Source organism: Fluviicola chungangensis, from assembly GCF_007558725.1.
Classification (GTDB): Bacteria; Bacteroidota; Bacteroidia; order Flavobacteriales_D; family Crocinitomicaceae; genus Fluviicola; species Fluviicola chungangensis.
On record NZ_VLPL01000005.1, the window covers coordinates 299,692 to 320,712 of the forward strand.

Annotated in this window: 13 protein-coding genes; all 13 read right to left on the bottom strand. The window is 43.4% G+C overall.

The annotated features are described in order from the left end of the window. Positions 1 to 48: 48 nt before the first annotated feature. The 13 genes from FO442_RS12050 to ftsY all read right to left on the bottom strand — a co-directional run bounded on the left by FO442_RS12050 (position 49) and on the right by ftsY (position 20,995). Entirely contained in the window at positions 49 to 1,008 is a 960-nt protein-coding gene (locus FO442_RS12050) for an HmuY family protein (protein WP_144333445.1), read from the bottom strand. Next, positions 1,005 to 3,248: a TonB-dependent receptor plug domain-containing protein gene (locus FO442_RS12055; protein WP_144333446.1), complete on the bottom strand. Its 2,244-nt coding sequence runs from the start codon at positions 3,246 to 3,248 to the stop codon at positions 1,005 to 1,007. Before FO442_RS12055 ends, FO442_RS12050 begins: the two co-directional genes overlap by 4 nt. A 3-nt stretch (positions 3,249 to 3,251) precedes the next feature. Next, positions 3,252 to 4,283, bottom strand: a complete 1,032-nt coding sequence (locus FO442_RS12060; RefSeq protein WP_144333447.1) for a hemin-degrading factor — start codon at positions 4,281 to 4,283, stop codon at positions 3,252 to 3,254. Positions 4,284 to 4,285: 2 nt separating this feature from the next. After that, positions 4,286 to 5,104, bottom strand: coding sequence for an ATP-binding cassette domain-containing protein (locus tag FO442_RS12065; RefSeq protein WP_186280092.1), 819 nt, complete (start codon positions 5,102 to 5,104; stop codon positions 4,286 to 4,288). Next, on the bottom strand, positions 5,101 to 6,141 hold the full coding sequence (locus tag FO442_RS12070; RefSeq protein ID WP_144333449.1) for a FecCD family ABC transporter permease: 1,041 nt from the start codon (positions 6,139 to 6,141) through the stop codon (positions 5,101 to 5,103). The genes FO442_RS12065 and FO442_RS12070 overlap by 4 nt, the downstream gene beginning before the upstream one ends. A gap of 63 nt (positions 6,142 to 6,204) precedes the next feature. Beyond that, positions 6,205 to 7,065, bottom strand: coding sequence for a heme/hemin ABC transporter substrate-binding protein (locus tag FO442_RS12075; protein ID WP_144333450.1), 861 nt, complete (start codon positions 7,063 to 7,065; stop codon positions 6,205 to 6,207). Positions 7,066 to 7,083: 18 nt separating this feature from the next. Continuing rightward, a complete protein-coding gene (locus tag FO442_RS12080) occupies positions 7,084 to 8,328 on the bottom strand; it encodes a T9SS type A sorting domain-containing protein (protein WP_144333451.1) in 1,245 nt (414 codons plus the stop codon). Between the two features lie 146 nt (positions 8,329 to 8,474). Then, positions 8,475 to 9,098, bottom strand: coding sequence for a helix-turn-helix transcriptional regulator (locus FO442_RS12085; protein WP_144333452.1), 624 nt, complete (start codon positions 9,096 to 9,098; stop codon positions 8,475 to 8,477). A gap of 140 nt (positions 9,099 to 9,238) precedes the next feature. After that, positions 9,239 to 11,833, bottom strand: a complete 2,595-nt coding sequence (locus FO442_RS12090) for a hypothetical protein (RefSeq protein WP_144333453.1) — start codon at positions 11,831 to 11,833, stop codon at positions 9,239 to 9,241. An 8-nt stretch (positions 11,834 to 11,841) separates the two neighbouring features. After that, a complete protein-coding gene (locus FO442_RS12095; RefSeq protein WP_144333454.1) occupies positions 11,842 to 12,882 on the bottom strand; it encodes an amidohydrolase family protein in 1,041 nt (346 codons plus the stop codon). 218 nt (positions 12,883 to 13,100) lie between these two features. Beyond that, entirely contained in the window at positions 13,101 to 19,433 is a 6,333-nt protein-coding gene (locus tag FO442_RS12100) for a PKD domain-containing protein (RefSeq protein ID WP_144333455.1), read from the bottom strand. A gap of 164 nt (positions 19,434 to 19,597) precedes the next feature. Beyond that, the gene (locus FO442_RS12105) at positions 19,598 to 19,948 is read right to left on the bottom strand and encodes a hypothetical protein (RefSeq protein ID WP_144333456.1); all 351 of its coding nucleotides are present in this window, start codon (positions 19,946 to 19,948) and stop codon (positions 19,598 to 19,600) included. A gap of 90 nt (positions 19,949 to 20,038) precedes the next feature. Next, positions 20,039 to 20,995: a signal recognition particle-docking protein FtsY gene (gene ftsY, locus FO442_RS12110; RefSeq protein WP_144333457.1), complete on the bottom strand. Its 957-nt coding sequence runs from the start codon at positions 20,993 to 20,995 to the stop codon at positions 20,039 to 20,041. Between the last annotated feature and the right edge of the window lie 26 nt (positions 20,996 to 21,021).

Consider the following 21,021-nt stretch of genomic DNA (forward strand, 5'->3'; position numbering starts at 1 on the left):
AATATGTGAACGTAAATATAGACAGGTGACTAACCGGAGCTAAAAAAATCAAGGGATCAATTCCTGCAATTCGAATTTCGGGGCGCCTTTTATTCCATTTGCATCGTAATAATCCACGAAACGCATTTTATAATAACGGCCTGAAACAGTTTTCACGATAAAGGTTCGGTTGCTGTTTACGACATAAATCCCGTTATCAAAATCGTAGGTTTTCCAGTCGTAACCGATTACGTTGATGCGATCTTCAAAAGCGGATTCTGCAATATCGGAATGTTTCAGATCTGCAAACGGGATCGTTACTTCCTGTACCTTCACTCCGTAGCGATTGGATAAAACCCCAACCACTGAATACGGAGTATGACTGTCAAACACATGACAATAAGCTGTGAAAATCAGGTCCCACGTTTCCTTATTGGGTTCGATATCCACCAAAGAACCACTTCCGGTCATGGAAAAATAGGTGAATCCGGCGATGGTCGATTTCGGAATGGTAAAAGTTTGAATGACTGAACTGTTCAAATCTGCAAATTGGATTTGATATTCAGCAGAAGTGACCGAAACAACTTTCAGTTTTTTCTTACCCAAACTTCCGCCGGTAAGTGCTGTTCCCAAATCAATTGCATACACTTTTCCCAAACTCTGCCAATCACCGATTGCTGTGGAATCCAGGTTTCCGGTATGAAAATCCCAGTGATAAGTCAAACCGGCATCAGACGTTAAAGCTGTGATATCTGTTTCGTTGGAAAGTGCCGCTGCCATGATCCGTGATTCGTTCAGTAAAATGTGAAAACCATTCTCTCCTGCTTCAAAAGCCAGGTCCCAAACCTCCCGGTTATTTTGCCGGATAATGGAACTCGTTTCCAGGTCATAATAAATCTGGTTGGCATAATTCCCTCCCAATTCAACCTGGCTGGATGTAGCTCCGTAAACAGGTTTATCCACCGGGATTTCCTTTTTAAAACATCCGCTTAAAAGTGGGATCAATGCGATTAAAAGCGCTTTTTTCATTGTTTTGATTTGATCAGGTATGTCATATTCAAATAGAAACTTCTTCCCCAGGCGATCGGAGCGGTTCCTGCATTTGAACCGTGTGCGCCACCGGATGTACCGCTTCCTGAGTTAATATTGGTTACATCCAACAGGTTTTTGCCTCCCAAAGAAACACTCAGCGTTTTCTTCAGGAACCAGTGCTGCACCTGCAAATCCAACAAGCTGTAATCGGAAATGAAAGATTGCGTGATGAAAGCGTCTTCATTGACAAAGTAAGCCACCACTTTACCGGTGTACTTGTAAAACGCGCTGAATTTGGTTGTTCCGTTCTTTAGTTGGTACGATACGGTTGAAACCAATTCCGGAGAATAAGCATACCGGTTGTTCGAATAATTGGAAGCTGTGCCGATGTAATTGAACCCTGCACTCACGCTCCATTGCTTTTGCCCTATTTTCACAGATGACTGAATTCCGCGTGCATGGAACCGATCGATGTTGAAATAACTGTAGTTCACTCCATCGGCAGATTGTGACAAACTGATGCGATTGTGAATGTCCTGGTAATACCCCGACAATTCAAATCCGGACTGGAATTTCTTTGGTTCCCAGTTGAAGTTATACCAGCCCTGAACGTGATTTGAGATTTCCGGTTTCAGATCCGGATTCCCATGAATATTGTGATTGATATCTACAAATTCCATGTATAACTCTTTAATAGAAGGCGAACGGAATCCGGAAGCGATACTTCCGCGTAAAAGGTGTTTCTTCTTCCCGATTTTTACATTCAAAGCCGGCACAAATGCTTCCTTGTATAAGGAATTGTACGTAATACGCAATCCGGGTTTGAGGTTTAGCCAATTCCAGGGTGACCAATTAAAGGTTCCGAACAGGGCATAATCCCCTATTTCTTTTCGTTTATTTTCAATGCGATTCCCAAAACCGGTTTCGTAATTGATATCATACCCGACTTCGTAATTGAATTTACGGTCAAAATTATTGCGTGTAAGCGTAACACGGTTAAAATATAAAACGAAGCGCGAAGTATCCTGTTCCGTATTCGCCAACAATTTCCGGTCAAGTGTAGTTAGATCCGATAAGTAAGAATTCTTGATACGTTTGTAATTGGAATAATTCAATTGAATGTCCAGTTTCAAGTCTTTTTTCAACCAGCTGATCACTTCCAACCCTGCATTCTGACGATGGGTAACATATTCGTCATCAAAAGCAGAAATCTGATAAGGTGCTCTCGGGTAACCGCGGTTCACGATTTTCTCGCGGAACAAATCCAATGACGGGATGAGTTCCGCTTTTTTGAATTTGTATCCGTATTTTAATCCTCCCAAATACTGTTCTTTCATTTTCCATTGCTGGAAACGCCCGGAATCTGCCAGTTCTTTTTTCGGAAATTCGATCCATTTGTCTCCGGGAGTCCAGCCGTCAAAAAAGTTACGTGCACCATAGGCCGAAATCGAATGGTTTTTAATCCGCGAAGTCACTCCCAGGTTCAGGTTGTAGTTTCCAACCGTTTCGTAAAAAGCTCCCAGGTTTATGTCGTAGCCTTTATTCTTCGGCTTTTTTGTAATCAAATTAATGGTACCGGCCATGGCGTTGCTTCCGTAGTTGGTACTAAGCGGTCCCTCAACAATTTCCACTCGTTCAATATTTCCCAAATTGATCTGGCTCAGGTCAATGTTTCCGTTTTGACGGCCGATAACCGGAACTCCGTCTATCAATATTTTTACACCTTCTCCGCCGATTCCAAGCAGGGACATCCCGCTTCCAAGAATTTGGTCTTGGCTGATGCGGATATTGAGTTCATTTTGCAACAAGTCGCGTAAATTAACGGCTCCTTTTGCTTCAATAGTAGCACGATCAATCAGTTTTACTTTGTTTGTGGACCCTGACACTGATCCTGCGCCCAATTGACCGGTAATCACTACTTCACCGATATCCCTGGTGTTTGTTTTTAAGTACACGAGGTGCCTTCCTTTTGAAATGGTATCTATTTGCTGATGAAAACCGTCTGTGCTGACTTTTATGATCAATTTCCCAGCAGAAAAAAGTCCATGCGGAACGAGTAACATTCCTTGTTCATTGGTTTGGACAAACTTTATTTTCTTCGCATCCACATCCTGGATCGCGACTTGTGCAAAAGACACAGCTGTTCCCGCCTCATCCTTAATATACAAGGTATCCTGAGCGGCAGCCACACCACTCAGGACGCTCATCAAAAGTAGTACATATGTTTTCCGGTTCATGATTTACAAAGCTGCGATCAATTTTCTCCACGATTCCAATTCAGGAACTCCGGGCTTACGTGCCCCGAAAAGGGTACATACCAGTTCTTTCTTCGTATTGAACAACTCCAGTGAAGTCACCATTCCGTCTTCTGTTGGTTTGCGTACAATCCAGGATTCCGTAATCGCATCCTCTTTTGCATGCAGATTGAACATCGGATCCAGCACATTGATCCACGGACCGTGTTCCACGATGTTTTTCACTTCACCTGTATGAATTTGGATCATACCTGCATTTCCAACAAACACCATGATCGAAACCTGATCCTTAGCAGCCGCTTCCAACGCTCTTCGCAATGCTTTGTTATCGGTTTTTTTCGCATAATTCTCATCCGGGGCCAAACGCAAAGCCTGTGTTCTTGTCAATTTGTGTTTTCTCAACAAACCGAAGAATTCATGCGTGTCTTTCAGATTAATCCATTGTTCACGGAATGCTTTCACGTCAATTTCACTATCCGGTAATTCAGGAGATTCCAATGGCAATAAAGCTCCAATCTCCAATTCAGATGACTGATTTTCGTCTTTGTATTTCGCAACCAAAGCTTCATATGCTTCCATGTTGCTTTTGGGTTCCATGTAAATCTTGTGTGTTGCAACACCATCGTTAGTGAAGAACTGCAAGCTGTGACGTGGTTTGTCCTCTCCTTCCGTTACTGCAAATGCATATGCCCAGGAATTTGGGAAAATGCGTAAATCGATATCTTTTCCAACAAAAAGGGATGCATGCGGAGTAGTACTGAAGTTCTCGTAAACTCCTTTACGCTCATGGACCACATCGTCATTTCTGGTTAAAGCCATTACGAAACCAAGTGATTCGATCTCACCCAAGATTGCTGTAAATTCCGGGCGTAAACGAACCGCAGCAGTTCCAACACTCAATGCGACCAATTCCGCTTCTGAAGCATTCAATCGCTTCGCGTATTCTCTGATTCTCAATTTAGGTTCGCTTTCCTTTAAATGTGTGAAAGCTTCTTTTAGTGACAACGTTGTTTCCATCTTTATTTTATTAGTGTATTATCAAGTAAATTCGACGTGTAAGACAGATGTCTGTAAAAAACCTCTCCGTCGAATGATTGGATTTGTTCTAATTCGATTTGGTATGTCTGGCTTAATAATTCCGGGATCATAACTTCATGGACAGAACCATCCCGGATGACTTTTCCTTTTTGCATCAACAGAACGCGGTCTGCATATTGGTAACATAAATTAATATCATGCATCACTACAATCACGCTCCCATGTTTATCATCCACAAATTTGCGTGCATGCTTCAGTAATTCGATTTGGTAGCGCACATCCAGGTTGTTCAAGGGTTCATCCAGGAACAAATATTTGATTGGCTGAATTTCCCCTTCACTTTCCAATTGGAGCAAAACCCTTCCAAACTGGACCCGCTGCTTTTCCCCTCCCGAAAGGAAATTGAATTCCACGTCTAAAAGTGCCAGGAGGTTTAATTCATTTGCAATTTTCTCAATAACCGTTTTGTTAAACTGGCTTTTGATTTCCGGATAGCGGTAACGGGCCATTTCCAAGACTTCACGAACCGTAAAACTGGAGGCGATCATGCTTTCCTGGTGCATATACGCACGGTATTTTGCCAAATCGCCGGGTGCCCATTCCTTCAGCTCTTTTCCATAATAGGAAATACTTCCCGAGCCTGGTTTTAGTCCGTTCGAAAGCAATTTGACCAGGGTACTCTTCCCTGCTCCGTTCGGACCGAGAATGACGATAAATTCTTCCCGATCAGTCGTGAAATTAACCGGATGCAGGATTTGTTTCCCTTTTACTCCAAATGCTATGTTTTTTGCTTCGATCAAACCGAAAATTTGCGTTTGTGTTTAAAAATGATGGCGATGAAAACCGGTGTTCCCATCAAAGCGGTAATAATCCCGATAGGTACTTCTGTTGGCGGGAGAATTGTTCGGGAGATCATATCGGCAACAGCAAGTAAAATGGCACCGAAAAAAGCACTGAAAGGCAATAATAACTGATGATTCGGCCCCGATACAATGCGAATGATGTGTGGTACCACCAAGCCGATAAATCCGATTACACCAGCCATTGAAACTGCCGATCCCACCATACAGGTCGAACAAACGATCACCAGGAGTTTGATATTTTTCACTTTGTATCCCATGTAGTGCGCATTACTTTCTCCCAAAGCCAATACATTTAAGCTCTTAGCCCGGAAGAAAATAAGGATCATGGGAACAAGCGTGAATACAGCCAGTAACCCAAGTGAATCCGTGTTGGCCGACCCTAAACTTCCCAGGGTCCAGAAAGTCAGATCGCGCAGTTCATCATCCGTTGCAAAAAATGTCAACAAACCTGTCAAAGCTGCTGTTAATGCATTCAATGCGATTCCTGCCAAAATGAGGGTCAATGAATTGATTTCACCCTGACTCAATGACAAGCGATAAACAATAAATGCCACAAGGGAGGCCCCAAAGAATGCCACAATGGAAAGGGAAAATCCCTCGCTGAACAGAATCAACCAGGGAACCAATCCGTTGAACAAAATGAATAGTGAAGCAAACAATGAGGCGCCCGTTGAAATTCCTATTAAAGCGGAATCCACTAAAGGGTTTCTAAAAATTCCTTGTAATGCTGCACCTGAAACCGCCAATCCTGCCCCAATCAAACACGAATAAACTGCCCTTGGGAACCGGATATTGTAAACAACCTGGTATTCGATATCCGTTATTTCCAGACCGGTAGTGCATCCGAGCTTCTCAATTAAACTGCCAAAGACATGAGAAACCGGGATACGAACATTCCCTACTGAGAGGTTCACAATAAAGCAAACGACCAGTAAAATAAGTAATGAAAAACCGATTATCCTTTGTCTTGACATACTTCTCAATGTTCAATGAGTTGAAAAGGTTCAATGAGGTTCAAAACCAATTGAACACTTGAACTATTTAATCTTTTTGAATTCTTTATTTAACTCCATTAGTGCTTCAGCCACACGGGGACCGAACCCACTCAATAACTGTCCATCCATTTGGATCAGCGCTTTATTCTTACCTGCGTTTGTTGCCGCAACTCCGGGAACATGGAAGATTCCATCAGGCCCCAAACTTTGAGCTCCTGAGGTAAACATCAAAATCACATCCGGATTGGCGGCAATGACTGATTCACTTGTAAGCGGTTTGAAATCCGTGAATCCCTTACCGGCATTTTCCCCTCCTGCCAAAACGATCATTTTTTCAAGCGGTGTATTTTCCCCGGCAACCATTAATGTTCCTGCTCCTCTTGCGTACACGAACAATACTTTAGGCTTTTTGTCCGGTTTTGAAATTTTCCGTACATCCGAATTGATTTGAGTAACAATGGGTGCTGATTCATCTGCTTTTCCTAACCAGGCAGCCACTTCTTTTACCAGGTATTTTGCACCCTCTACGCTGTTCGGGTGTTTAAAAGTGATCAATTCGATCTTAGCCTGTTTTAATTTTGATTTCAAGTCCGGAGACACCTCATCCTCCAGCATCACTACATGGGAAGGATTTAATGCCAATAAACTTTCAATGGCCAATTTGCGTACATGGCCTAAATTCGGGAGCTTTTCAGCGACCGCAGGATATGTACTCGTTACATCAATCCCAACGAGTTCCTTTTCTGAACCTACCGCATAGATGATTTCTGTAACCGAACCGCTTAAAGAAATGATTCGTCTTTCTGCTGTTTTTCCCTCTCTTTTTTCTACCGGCTTTTCACCCGAATTGCAAGCAGCTGTCAGTGCTAAAAGAGTCAGAAATAAAAAACTGATTTTTTTCATTTTCTATTCAATCAAAGATTAATGTTGTACAACCAAACGTTGCGTTGTTGTCGCTGTTCCGTTCGAAACTTCAAACAGGTAAACCCCGTTTGTGAAAGTTGCCGTAGAAAGGGTCATTACTTCCAACGTGCCGGATCCGGCAGCGTTTTCAAATACCACCTGACCGGTCATATTCATTACTTTGACCGTTGCATTTGATTTGGAATCAACCATTACTGTAACTATATCTGCAGCCGGGTTCGGGAAAATCCCCATAATCAACTGGTTCTTTTCAGCGACATTCAGCGTAGCTACTTTTTCTTTTTTGAACAGGGTTTTGCCTAAACTGCTTCCTGAGAAACCGGTCATGATCAATCTCCAGTAATCCCCATCTGCATCTTTCACGAAGTAAACCAGGGAATCTTCAATGGTATAAGTCCCTGCGTATGTTTTCCAATCGTACCCGATCGTGTTGATGTCTTCAGAATAGGTCACCGAAGTATATGTCATATCCGTAACAGGATCATCTACCGGGTGAACTTCAGCCACTTGCACTCCAACATTGTGTAATATCCCTGTTACCATGTTGTAAGGATAAGGAGCGCCGTTATTTGCAGCGTATTGGGTAAACACTAAATCCCAGCTCGTCGAAACGGGTTCTCTGTCAATTACGGTTCCGCCCAAAGTCAAATAAACAAAGTTTTTTGTCGCATAAGCTGTGATCCCGACAGTTGCAGTTCCTATCCCACTGTGGTCTGCATTCGAGTAGTCCACCGTGTATTCGGAAGACATAAATGACAGGGAAACAGTAAACAATTTGACAGAACCGTTTGAGTATTTAATGGCAAAAACGCGATTCGCAACAATTCCTGTGTGGTTTACCGCATCGTAATTTCCCCAACCGTAATCCGTACCGCCGGCACTGGCAGTATTCAAAGCTCCTTCACTCCATGTTGCTTCCGAGTTGTAAAGCGGAGTCCATGAGGTCATACCCGTAGTATCAGCAGTAGCCAAATCTGTTCCGTCCGTACCCGGAACCGCATAGACAGATCCGATCTTGTTATTAAAAATAATCGATGCTGCCAGCGGATTGGAAGGGTTAATTGTTGTCGCAAAACCCAAATCCCAGTTATTTGCGGCCTGAGCGGTACCTTGCTCATCGTTTTGCAAGCTGTACCAAATGTTGTTTGCATATCCTGCGCCCATCGTTACTGAGTCGCTTACCAGCTGCGCATTTGAAAATCCAGCCAATGTTAAGAATGATAGAAGTAATCCTTTTTTCATGTGATGTGTTTTTATTTATTGGGTATCCGTTCTAGCGGATTATTTTAATTTAAACTCAATCTAAATAACACGGCAAAATTAGGTTCGAAACGGAGTGGATGCAATCGCTAAAACAAGCGGAAAAAGATACCTTTGACAGGGTAGGTTTATTTCTTGAACACCTGGTTTTCCATTTCAAACAATAAAAGCTCGGATAAGGATTTCACTTTTAATTTTTTGAAACAATTTTTGCGGTGTGTTTGAACGGTATGCGGACTTAATCCCAGTTCCCTGCTTATTTCTATTGTTGATTTACCATTTAACAGGGATTCTATGATTTCAATTTCGCGTTTGGTTAAGCTGAACGGGGCAGACAGGGTACTTTCATCATCGTGGCTCAGGATCTTATTCCAAACCAATTCACAATAGTAGTTCTGGTTGTGTAACACTTTTCGAAAGGCTTCTTTTAATTCATCCCGGGTACAATTTACATCAATGAATCCGGAGACACCGAACGAAACCAATTTAGGAAGGTCGGATACATCTCTGTTTTGAATCAGTATCACCTTAACACAATTGGCATCTTCCGGAGTTTCTTTCAGATTATTCTCAATTTCCTGGTAATTCCCTGCAAAGTTGTAAACGACTACCTGCTTCTGACCGGAAGATGTATGTTGCACTTTTGGATTTCCCGCATGCCACTCAATTGTGACCTCTCCAAGAATTGATTGTACCAACTCTTTGAATCCCAGGCTTATCAATTGATTTCGACTATCTAAATGCAGGTTCATCTTATGTAGAATAATTCTAAATAGCAAAATTGCCCTCTTGAGAAGGAATCTACAATACCGTAAAAAAGGTAAATCATCTACCCGATCCCTGTGAATCAGACAGTCGAAATTTGAAGTATGATGGTAAAAACGGGAATCGGTTAATGTTGTTCTACATGCCCTTTTTTACCCGAAGGAATTGCAAGTACCCAATCGTACCAGCCCACAAAGTGGGAATCAAAATACCCCTTGTGATTGTAGAGGTTTTTGGGAATATAAATTCGCTGTTTTTCCGACAATCCTTTCACAGAAGCCTGTGGCGCAACACCATCCTGCAGACAGGGTGCATCCTGGTTCACTGTATGCAAGTTACTGCCGTATTGCCAGACGTGCTTCCATTCTTTCCGGTTTACAGTTCCGGTTGATGCATTTTCAGGTGCCAGAATGTAATAAGCTCCAAAATTTATTTTGCCTCTCAATTGTTCGATCATTCCTTGAGCATAGGCGAATCCCATGCTGTGTACAACCAAATAAAGGGTGTCATTTTTGGAAGAATTCGGTAATTCATTGAGCATTTGGAACAAATTTCGGCCCGCAATTCTTCCTCCGTTTACGCGAACCGCAAAACCTCGTTTATTGGGCTTAGTTGCCAGCAGACTGAGTGTCTTCGCCTTCCGGGAGCCGAAGAGTTTGGAACCCACCGTACTGGTCGTATAACAAGTATGCATTTTCGGATTCCGGCATCTTTTCGGGTAAATACCCGAGTTTGTACTGAAGTTCAGCAAGCTCCTGTGATTGGAGGTTGAAACGGAATGATGTCCGTCTGCATAATAATACTCTGTCGGATTAATTCTCAACCGGAAAGTATCATCGATTTGTTTCCAGGGATGCCAATAATTGTAGCGGTCTTCCGTAAACAACCGATTGAGTGAATTCGGGAATTCCAATCCATTGCTCCGGATATCTTCAAAATTCTCTTCAAACGTACTTCCCAGGGAAGTAGGACGATATCCGTTCACAAAAACCAATATCCGTTTGGGAGGATCCTCTAATTTTAATTTGGAAGTCAAATCCACCCCCAAATGATTATAGACCTGGTCCCGAAGCCATTTTCCTTTAGCCGAATAGATTTTGACCACGATATAATGGCTTTTTGCATCGATCGCTTCTTCCAGCAGATCGGTTTTCAGGGAATCCGAATTGGCGATCAGCCGCAACTTTACCGGAACCTGCTGTTTGGAAACATTCATTTTAAAATAAAGTACTTTCTTTCGTTCGTAAAGAAAATACTGCTTATTCCGTTTGACAATCAATTCAGATCCGACACGTTTTTCCTCCAGTTTATGGGGATGCCTGTTATCAAACAGCAGGTCCAGAACTTTCTTCTCATTCAATCCCGAATACGATTTGATCACTCCATCTGTTACTTCAAACCAGGAATATCCCAAATCAACAGCTTTCATTAAAACAAATGAAAGTACGAGTATACCTGTCCATTGAATGAACCGTGAAAAGAAGGAAACCAGGCGTGGCTTTTTCATGCGCATTTTCAGCCATCCGCGTAATTTCCGGAACCCATAAACAAATCCTCCAACAGACAACAATACGCTTAGCAGATGCAGGATGTTAAAGGGTTTTGATTTGATGCGGAACAGGGTTTTGTACAAAATATTATCAATCTGAAGGTGATACGAATACGTATTTTTCTTCATCGGACGAATAACCGAAGCCAGGAAACTCTTATTTTTCAAAACAATGCTTCCGTCTTTATTTTGTTCAAAGAAATAATAGGCAATCAGTCCGTTGTTCGTAACCACTTCTTCATAATCATCGATAATGGAATAAATGCTCGGATTTTTATTGACCCGGATCCACATTTCGTTATCCAGGCCCCAAACTTCCGGATTTTCCTGTTCCGACTCTATATTGGCAAATCCTTCCAAGTACTCCATTGCCATAGTGTGCGCCAATTCCCTTGAATTGTTTTTCATCAAAAAGCCCAACGACTTGTTTTTCACAATGTATCCTTTCAAAGCAGGATTTACAAACCGGGGAATAACAAAAAAAAGAAGCGTATTGATTGTTTTATCTTTATAACTATTCTGATAGACATCCCGAACATGGCGCATCTGATTGGTGTATTTCAAACGGTCCGGACCCGGATTTTCAAAAGATTCTCCCATTTCAAACGCATCGCTTTCGAACACGGGGTCTACCGTTACTTCGAAGCGGACGTTTGCCGGAGCAAAGAGCACATTCAATTCCTTTTCAAGGCTGTCTGCGTTGATTTTGGCTTTCATTAAGGGAACAATCCGTACCTTTTGAATAACAACCGGCAATACGGAAACATGTAGGGTTGAAATGACCCCTCCCTGGAACTTCGCAACCAGGTCGTAATCTTTATTCGAAGCCGGTAAAAAGATCCGTTGTTTGATCTCATTGACCCGTGTACTTGCAATACGTTCCGTGCGTATGTAAAACTCAATCGAATCAACAGATGGGAATTTAAGACGATTAATCTTAAAATCCACCACATCCGTTTGTGCTTTTCCTACAGATTTGAATACTTCTGCTTCATATCCATTTTTATTGTTCTCCTTCACCCGTTCAAAAAAACCAAACCGTTGATTCTGATTCTTAACGAATTGTCCGGATTCAATCGGTAAATGGGGAAGCGTATCCTTTCGTTCCTGTGAAAAGCCATAAACGCCTGTTAAAAGGCATATACTGAAAAGAAAGAAATTCTTTCTAAGCATGTTTTCTCTTAAATTGAAGTCTTTCCAAGCCAACGCAACACATTGTCATACCAGATCGCATCCGATTCTTTTTGATCCAAAATCCCGACTTCAACCGCAAAGTCAATCACCCTTCCGGGATAGGAGTTCGCTACACCTTCCATTTCACCTAATGGGTACGGATCATCCAACCCGGAAACAATCTGGGACGAGCCTACCCGGATTTTGAGTAATTGCAAGGTATAGGAATCGTGTACCAGGGTGTCAAAAAACAAGTTCGGATGACCTAAGCTTGCCCTCGGGTCCCTGGTTTCGGTAAACAGGTCCGGTCTTCCGTCAAATCCCTGTAATCTTCTTCCGTAATTTGCCTGTCCCAGCATACACCCATGAGCAAAACACGTGCGGATATCCGGGTATTTATTGACAAAGTCTTTGAGTGCATACATGTGCAAGGTATCTGCAGTTTGGGCCATCATCCAAACCAAGTGAAAACGCCAGTACATATCTTTTAAAGCAACCATCTTTTCCCCGTCATAGGGATGAATTTCGATCGCCAGTTTGTATTCATTTGCCAGGTCAAACAAGGGTAAAGTCGAATCGTCTACTACTGAAAGCCATTCGTTGTCTTTGTTTAAAAAGTGGGTCGGAAGGCACAACAAATTCATATTCAGACCTTCTACGCAACGCCGGATCTCATTTAAAGCATCTTCCATATAAAGTGGCTGTACCACAAAACCGCTTGTAAATTTATCGGGGCGGCGTTCCTGGACACTTGCATTGAAATCATTTTGCCAACGGATTGCATCGAATGCATCTTGCCTAGACCATCCGTTACAATACACCTGCGACAGATTCAGCATCACACCATGATCGATATTGTGTCTTTCCATCCACTCTATTTTCTCATCAAAAAAGAAACTCGGATCGGTAATCGGCCGGGCCCAATCATCCTGTCTCATGAATTTTTTGTCATCATCTATCCAAAACAACTTTTTCTCACGCATGAACTTCGGGATTTCCGATGGTTCCGGTAAAATGTGTCCATGACCGTTGATCTTTAGTTTTTGCATGCCTGATTAATCTTTACATCAAAGTTAAGAAGAAAAAGTGTAGTCCGACAAGACAGTATTAATCTGATACAATCCCATTCAAATAGGAAGCAAATTTTATAGACTTTCCAGTAACGATCTCAGATATTGACGAACCTGATATCCATATAATCTAAGTGCACGAAATAAAAAAGGAGCCAAATAACCTTGGCTCCCTTCATTTTGTTCCCTGAATTAAATTATTTACTGATCACAAGCTGGTGATATTTTTTACCGAATTCACCTGACACCTGTAAGGTATAATGTCCGTTTGCATAAGATGAGAGATCAAGTACTTTTACTGATTCAAACTGATCAATTTCCATATCGAAAATTAATTTCCCTTGTGCATCCACCATTTTCAGGTTGGAATAAGGTACGTCAGACAAGATCTCGATTTTGCCAACTGATGGGTTCGGATAAATGGACATATTCCATTTTTCATTCTCACTGACTGATAAACACGGATCTACCACAATGGTACTTTGAGCTGTTCCTGAGCAGCCATTCGCATCCGAGTATGTATAAGTGATCGGGAAGCTTCCTGCACCACTTACAGCCGGGTCAAAACTTCCGGATGAAACTCCGGTTCCCGAATAAGTTCCTCCCGAAGGAGATCCACCTGTCAGAACAAATGCCGGATTATAGGTACAAACCTGTCCTAAGTCTGCCAATCCGACTGTTGGATTCGCATTAACAGTAACCGTAACCTGGTCCGTCTGCTGACATCCGTTTCCATCAGTCCCTGTCAGTGTATAAGTTGTTGTGCTTGCAGGAACGAAAGAAACCCCATCCTGGACGCTGTTATCCCATACTAAAGTCGGAGAACCTGTTGATGCTCCAGTCAAGGTAACAGAACCACCTGAACAAACAGCAACATCGCTTCCTGCATTTACACTAAATGGTGCCGCATCAGTAATGGTTATCGGACTGGAAGTAGAAGTACATCCGGCATTCGTTACCTGTACCGTATACGTTCCAGCAACAGTAACAGAAATACTGGATGCTGTTGATGCAGTTGACCAGGTGTTTCCTGAAGCATACGAAGAAGTTAAAGTTACCGCCCCTCCCGGACACAAGATTGTTGAGCTTGGAGTAATTACCGGCGGTGTCGGTGATCCAGGATCCGTTAAGCTTCCTGTAATACTATTCGATACGCAACCGGCTCCACTTGTCAGAACGATTGTATAAGATCCTGCGGCCAGGTTCGGAATAGTCGTCGGCAGGGAAGCTACCGAAGCTGTTCCTGAAGCAGTTCCTGACCAGGAAACAGAACCGGACCCCGTTCCGTTTACATCAATAGAACCTGTAGCTGAAGCACACGCACTTGGATTTGTAAGTGTTCCCAAAGTAATAGCAGGAGTTGGATTAACCGTAACCGTTGTGGTTGCACTCGCCGCACTTTGACAACCCGAAGCATTCGTAACCTGAACCGTATATGTTCCGGCAGTGGTTGCCGTAATGGATTGCGTTGTCGCACCGGTCGACCACAAATAAGAATTCCCGGAACTGGAAGTCAGCGTTACCGAACCTCCCGAACAGAAAGTCGTTGCCCCACCAGCAGTAATCGTCGGTGCAGCAGGAGTTGGATTAACCGTAATAGTCGTTCCTGCACTCGCTGCACTTTGACAGCCCGAAGCATTTGTAACCTGAACCGTATATGTTCCGGCTGTTGTTGCCGTAATGGATTGTGATGTCGCACCGGTCGACCACAAATAAGAATTCCCGGAACTGGAAGTCAGCGTCACCGAACCTCCCGGACAGAATGTTGTTGCCCCACTAGCAGTAATCGTCGGTGCAGCAGGAGTCGGATTAACCGTAACCGTTGTGGTTGCACTCGCCGCACTTTGACAACCCGAAGCATTTGTAACCTGAACCATATATGTTCCGGCTGTTGTTGCCGTAATGGATTGTGATGTCGCACCGGTCGACCACAAATAAGAATTCCCGGAACTGGAAGTCAGCGTCACCGAACCTCCCGGACAGAATGTTGTTGCCCCACCAGCAGTAATCGTTGGTGCAGCAGGAGTCGGATTAACCGTAACCGTTGTGGTTGCACTCGCCGCACTTTGACAACCCGAAGCATTCGTAACCTGAACCGTATATGTTCCGGCAGTGGTTGCCGTAATGGATTGCGTTGTCGCACCGGTCGACCACAAATAAGAATTCCCGGAACTGGAAGTCAGCGTCACCGAGCCTCCGGAACAAAAAGTCGTTGCCCCACCAGCAGTAATCGTCGGTGTACTTGGTGTCGGATTAACCGTAATTGTTGTAGTTGCACTGGCCGCACTTTGACAACCCGAAGCATTCGTAACCTGAACCGTATATGTTCCGGCTGTTGTTGCCGTAATGGATTGTGATGTCGCACCGGTCGACCACAAATAAGAATTCCCGGAACTGGAAGTCAGCGTTACCGAGCCTCCCGAACAGAAAGTCGTTGCCCCACCAGCAGTAATCGTCGGTGCAGCAGGAGTTGGATTAACCGTAATAGTCGTTCCTGCACTCGCTGCACTTTGACAGCCCGAAGCATTTGTAACCTGAACCGTATATGTTCCGGCTGTTGTTGCCGTAATGGATTGTGATGTCGCACCGGTCGACCACAAATAAGAATTCCCGGAACTGGAAGTCAGCGTTACCGAGCCTCCCGGACAGAAAGTCGTTGCCCCACCAGCAGTAATCGTCGGTGTACTTGGTGTCGGATTAACCGTAATTGTTGTAGTTGCACTCGCCGCACTTTGGCAGCCCGAAGCATTCGTAACCTGAACCGTATATGTTCCGGCTGTTGTTGCCGTAATGGATTGCGATGTCGCACCGGTCGACCACAAATAAGAATTCCCGGAACTGGAAGTCAGCGTTACCGAGCCTCCGGAACAGAAAGTCGTTGCCCCACCAGCAGTAATCGTCGGTGTACTTGGTGTCGGATTAACCGTAATTGTTGTGGTTGCACTGGCCGCACTTTGACAGCCCGAAGCATTTGTAACCTGAACCGTATATGTTCCGGCTGTTGTTGCCGTAATGGATTGTGATGTCGCACCGGTCGACCACAAATAAGAATTCCCGGAACTGGAAGTCAGCGTTACCGAGCCTCCGGAACAGAAAGTCGTTGCCCCACCAGCAGTAATCGTTGGAGCTGCCGGAACCGCATTTACCGTTACATAATTTGTCATCGTGACCGTATTCGATCCGGAACCATTAGTAGCCGTTAATACCACGTTGTAAGTTCCGGCTGTTGAATAAGTAACCGTAGGATTTGCTGCGGTAGAAGTGCTCGGAGTCCCACCCGGGAAAGACCAGGAATATGACGTAGGAGAACCGGTCGAAGTATTCGTATAAGTAATACTTTGTCCGGCACAAACCGCACTGGAAGCTGTTGAAAAACTTGGAGTCGGAGGAGTCGAAGCAACAACTCCCGTTACATTGATATTATCCACATACAGGTTATTTCCATAACCGGATAAGTTTTTGAATGCAATGATCACGTTCGCCTGACCGATGTATGGCGTCAGGTCAACCGTTTCTGTCCTCCACTGTCCTGTTGAGGGAACAAATGCCGTTGTGATTGCAGATGCCGTTGCCAGTGTAGTATTTGATTTCGAATAAACCGAAGTAAATGAACTTCCGCAGTTTGTAGAAACCAATACTTCCAGACCATCAAAATTTGCTGCATCGTATGGAGCATATGCGACATCAAAAGTCATTTGTGCAGATGAAAGACCGGAGAAAGTAAGTGTTTTCAAGCGAACAACATCATCATCCGAATCGTTATATGCGAAATTATTAAACCACATAGAGTTACCAGCTGTAGGTGCATTACCAACCGTTGTTGATCTTGCCCAAGATGTGGGAGAAGCATTGTTGTTAATTAGAGACCAACCGGTTGGAACGAAAGGCGTTGTCGTAAAGCCTTCATTTAAAGGCAGTGCGGTTGCTGTTGAAGCTACAACAGTTATATAACCTGTTTTTGTTTCCGTATCTGATCCGTTTGCATTCGTTGCTACAAGCGTTACAGCATACGTTCCGGCTGTATTATAGGTAACAGTAGGATTGGTTGCTGTAGATGTACCGGGTGTTCCACCTGTAAAAGTCCATGCATAAGAGTTTGCGTAAGTAGACAAATTGGTAAAGGTAACCGATGACCCCTGACAAATAGTGGTTTGAGCTGCAGAAAAATCTGCTACAGGCGGAGTAACAATCCCCAAACCGTTCAATACAAAATTGTAAGTTCCTTCGTCGCAGTCATTTGTGCCAAACGATACATTTCCTGTAAAATTTCCTGCCGCATTCGGGGAGAATACAACCGTAAAGGTGGTTGTTGAGCCAGGTGTAACTGTTGTTGTCCCGAAACCTGTTCCCAGTGCAAAACCTGTTCCTGTCACCGTAATTGGATTGGTCAAGGTTAAATTCGTTGTTCCGGTATTGGTAATGTTAAAAGTTGCAGTCGTTGATCCTCCCGAGAGGGTATTTGCATACGTATAATAACCTCCGTCCAATACATCCGTGCTTGCCACGTCTACATTAATTTCTCCCGGGGTTGTCCCTTCAAACTTAACATTGTCAATAAAAATGTTGTTTCCATTTGCCGAAACTCCTCTGAACCGGAAGCGGATGTTTTTCGATGTTGCCGCCACATAGGACATCAAACTGATCGTCTCTGTTCTCCAGTCAGCAGCAGCTGTCGGAAAATATTCAGCTGATACCGTAGCTGCGGTTTGATACAGGAATGGACTTACATTTCCCGATTTACTGTATACATTCGACCAGGTAGCACCACAGTCTGTTGAAATCTGGACAATCAGCTGATCATTCGATGTGGATGTTCTCTTGCGGTAAGCTACATCGAACTTTAATGTCGCAGCAGTTGCATTACACGGTAATAAGAAAACAGGAGTATACAAATCTTCATTGGATGAAGAGCTGTTTCCGTAACACGGAACCTGCGCAATGTTGTTTGTAAATGTTCCCGTTGAAGAAATTCCCGAAGCAGGTGACCATTTGAAACAATCACCATTCACGTTGTCCACCCGCCATCTCACATCCGGGGGAAAGGACTGACCTTCGAAATCCTGAGTATAATTCGGCATAATTCCGTTCGAAACTGCAAAATCAATTCCAGAAGTATCGTAAACGGCATAAGGATCTGTGATTCCGTTGGGAAGCGTAGAATAGGCTATAAACGTGTGATTCCCCAGAGGCGCAGTAAATGCAGGTAATGCAACGGTTGCAGTTGAGTTCGGAGTAAGGTTTCCTGTCCAGCTGAAAGTAACCGGCGTTCCATTGTCAATTTTATAGGAAATTGTTGCCGATGTCAGGTTATTTGATCCCCGGTTCTTTAATTGAACGCTAGGTGTAATTGCTCCAGCACAATTGTCTCCCAAGGGTGCAAAAACATCTGTTATCGAAGCGTCACTTGGATTTGGAGGTGTACAGGCATCCGAATTAATGAGCGACAAACGCAAGGGAGAACCTTCCAATACTGCCCGCATACGTTGTTTCTGATCGTTTGTAAAGACATTCATACATGCGTCATCGGTGTAATCCATGTAGTTCTCTACCATATCATTTCCGGGATCCGGTGCATTGGTACAACTGTTGATTGTCGGACAGCCGAAATTTGCCGCCGCCGCTAAGGGGGTATCATTACAATAATCATCTACCGAACACCCGCCGTCACCCCAAATGTGGCGCAATCCCAGCCAATGACCGATTTCATGTGTTGCAGTTCTTCCTTCGTTGTAAGGACCAGGAAAGCCCGTTACGGAACTTTTACCAATGGAGCTGTAAAGGAAAACCACTCCATCCGTTCCGTTAACCGGTGAAGAACAGCCCATTCCTCCCAATGGAGATTGAGGAAACTGAGCATATCCCAACAAACCGTTTCCGAGATCACACAACCAAATATTCATATATTTAGCCGGATCCCAACCTCGAGTGGCAGTAGGAGTGTTTCCGTTATAAGTATATGCCTTTATAACATTCTCCACATTAGTCTGCGATACAGGTGCCGTAACCGAAGTTCCCATAGCGGTGTTTATTGTTGACAATAAAATCCTATTTACACCATGTTCCTGCTGCGCACCATTGAAAGGGAAAGCCGAACCGTCCGGTCTTCTTCTGGCCAGACAAAATTCAATTTGTGTATCTGCACCAACCGGGTTCGTATTCCAACCATTTGAACCGAATATCCGTCTAAAATCTTCATTGAGTACGTCGATTTGTGATTGAATTGCAGCATAAGATACATTGGCCCCGGAACCGATTGCTGTTCCGCTATGGATTACATGAACGACCACTGGAATTTGGTAAACACCGCCGATAATTTTTCCAGCAGCCAAATTGGCCGCCATTTCAGACTGTATCCATTGTTCAAATTGTTGTGCTGATTCCAATTCCGGGTGATTGGCGCGCAGAATTGCATCATTTTCATCCGTGTAGCACCGAACGACTCCGTTTGTTTGAGCGAATACCCCATTCGAGAGCACCGAAAAAAACAAACATGCGAAGAGGGCACGTAGTTTTACTCCGTTAGTTTTCATAAAAGCAGTTTTTTCATTTTCGAACGAGTGCTCCTCATCCTGTTCGGAAATAATTGATTTAGAGCACTCAATTCTAGTTTTAGCAAGCCAATGTTACTAAAAAAACTTAACCTGAAACTTAACGAGTTTATATTTTAACAAATAATTATTAACATCGTTTAAATTTATTCAAACATATCACCCAACATATTTTCCGCTGCCCGTATGACAAATGAAACACCTGTTTGCTTTCCCCGGACGGAAGCAATTAAGCCAAGCAGCCAGCAAATAAAAAGCATGAAGGATAGGATATTAATGACAATAAATCCGAAATAAGGAAGGAAAAATAAGACGGTATTAACAATACTGACTGCTGATCCGAACAACATTAGGATGAGCATTTGTCGCAGATGAAATGCCGTGAAACTGCGTTCTTCCCCTGTAAGAGACGAAACCCGGATGAGCGAAACAATCCAGCCGATCAGCGTACAATATGCGACTATTGCATAGGTCTTATTAAATGGTTTTGAATTCATGTCACTATTATAACACGAATTTACCATCTAAAATTATAAATTTAGTTATATAATTACCAGATTTTCAATTTAGTCAATTGATTTTTCTGTCTATTCTCCAAAAATAGAAGCAACAAATTCTTCTTTATGGAAAACCTGCAGGTCTTCAATACCTTCACCAACTCCAATAAATCTGACAGGAATACTCATTTGATCCGAAATACCGATCACCACACCACCTTTTGCTGTACCGTCAAGTTTTGTAATGATCAAACCTGTTAAGGAAGTTGCCAAAGCAAATTGTTTGGCTTGTTCGAATGCATTCTGACCGGTAGACCCGTCCAATACCAATAAAATTTCGTGCGGGGCATCAGGAACAACTTTCTCCATTACACGCTTGATCTTGGAAAGTTCATTCATCAGATTCACCTTATTGTGCAACCTTCCGGCCGTATCGATAATAACCACATCGGCTCCCTGGGCTTTTGCAGAACTCAATGCATCAAAAGCAACAGAAGCAGGGTCTGCCCCCATTCCCTGCTGAACGATCGGAACGCCCACTCGTTCTGACCAAATAATCAATTGGTCTACAGCAGCGGCACGGAACGTATCTGCCGCTCCCAAAACCACTTTTTTACCGGCTTTTTTAAATTGATTTGCCAACTTTCCGATTGAAGTTGTCTTACCTACCCCATTGACACCAACAACCATGATTACATGTGGATTCCCGTTATGCTCCGGAATATGGTATTCGGTCGGTCCATTGCTGTCATTTTCAGACAATAAAGCCGCAATTTCTTCTTTGAGTACTTTGTTTAGTTCATCCGTACCGACATATTTGTCCCTGGAAACCCGTTCGTTGATCCGATCAATAATCTTCAGGGTTGTATTCACACCCACATCGGAACTAATTAAAATTTCTTCCAATTCATCCAGTACTTCTTCATCAACTCTTGATTTACCTACCAGTGAACGCGTTAACTTACCAAAAAAACTTTCTTTTGTTTTTTCGAGTCCTTTATCAAGTGTTTCTTTGTTTTCCTTCGAAAACCAACCAAATAATGCCATAATTTCAAAAATACATAAAAAAACCC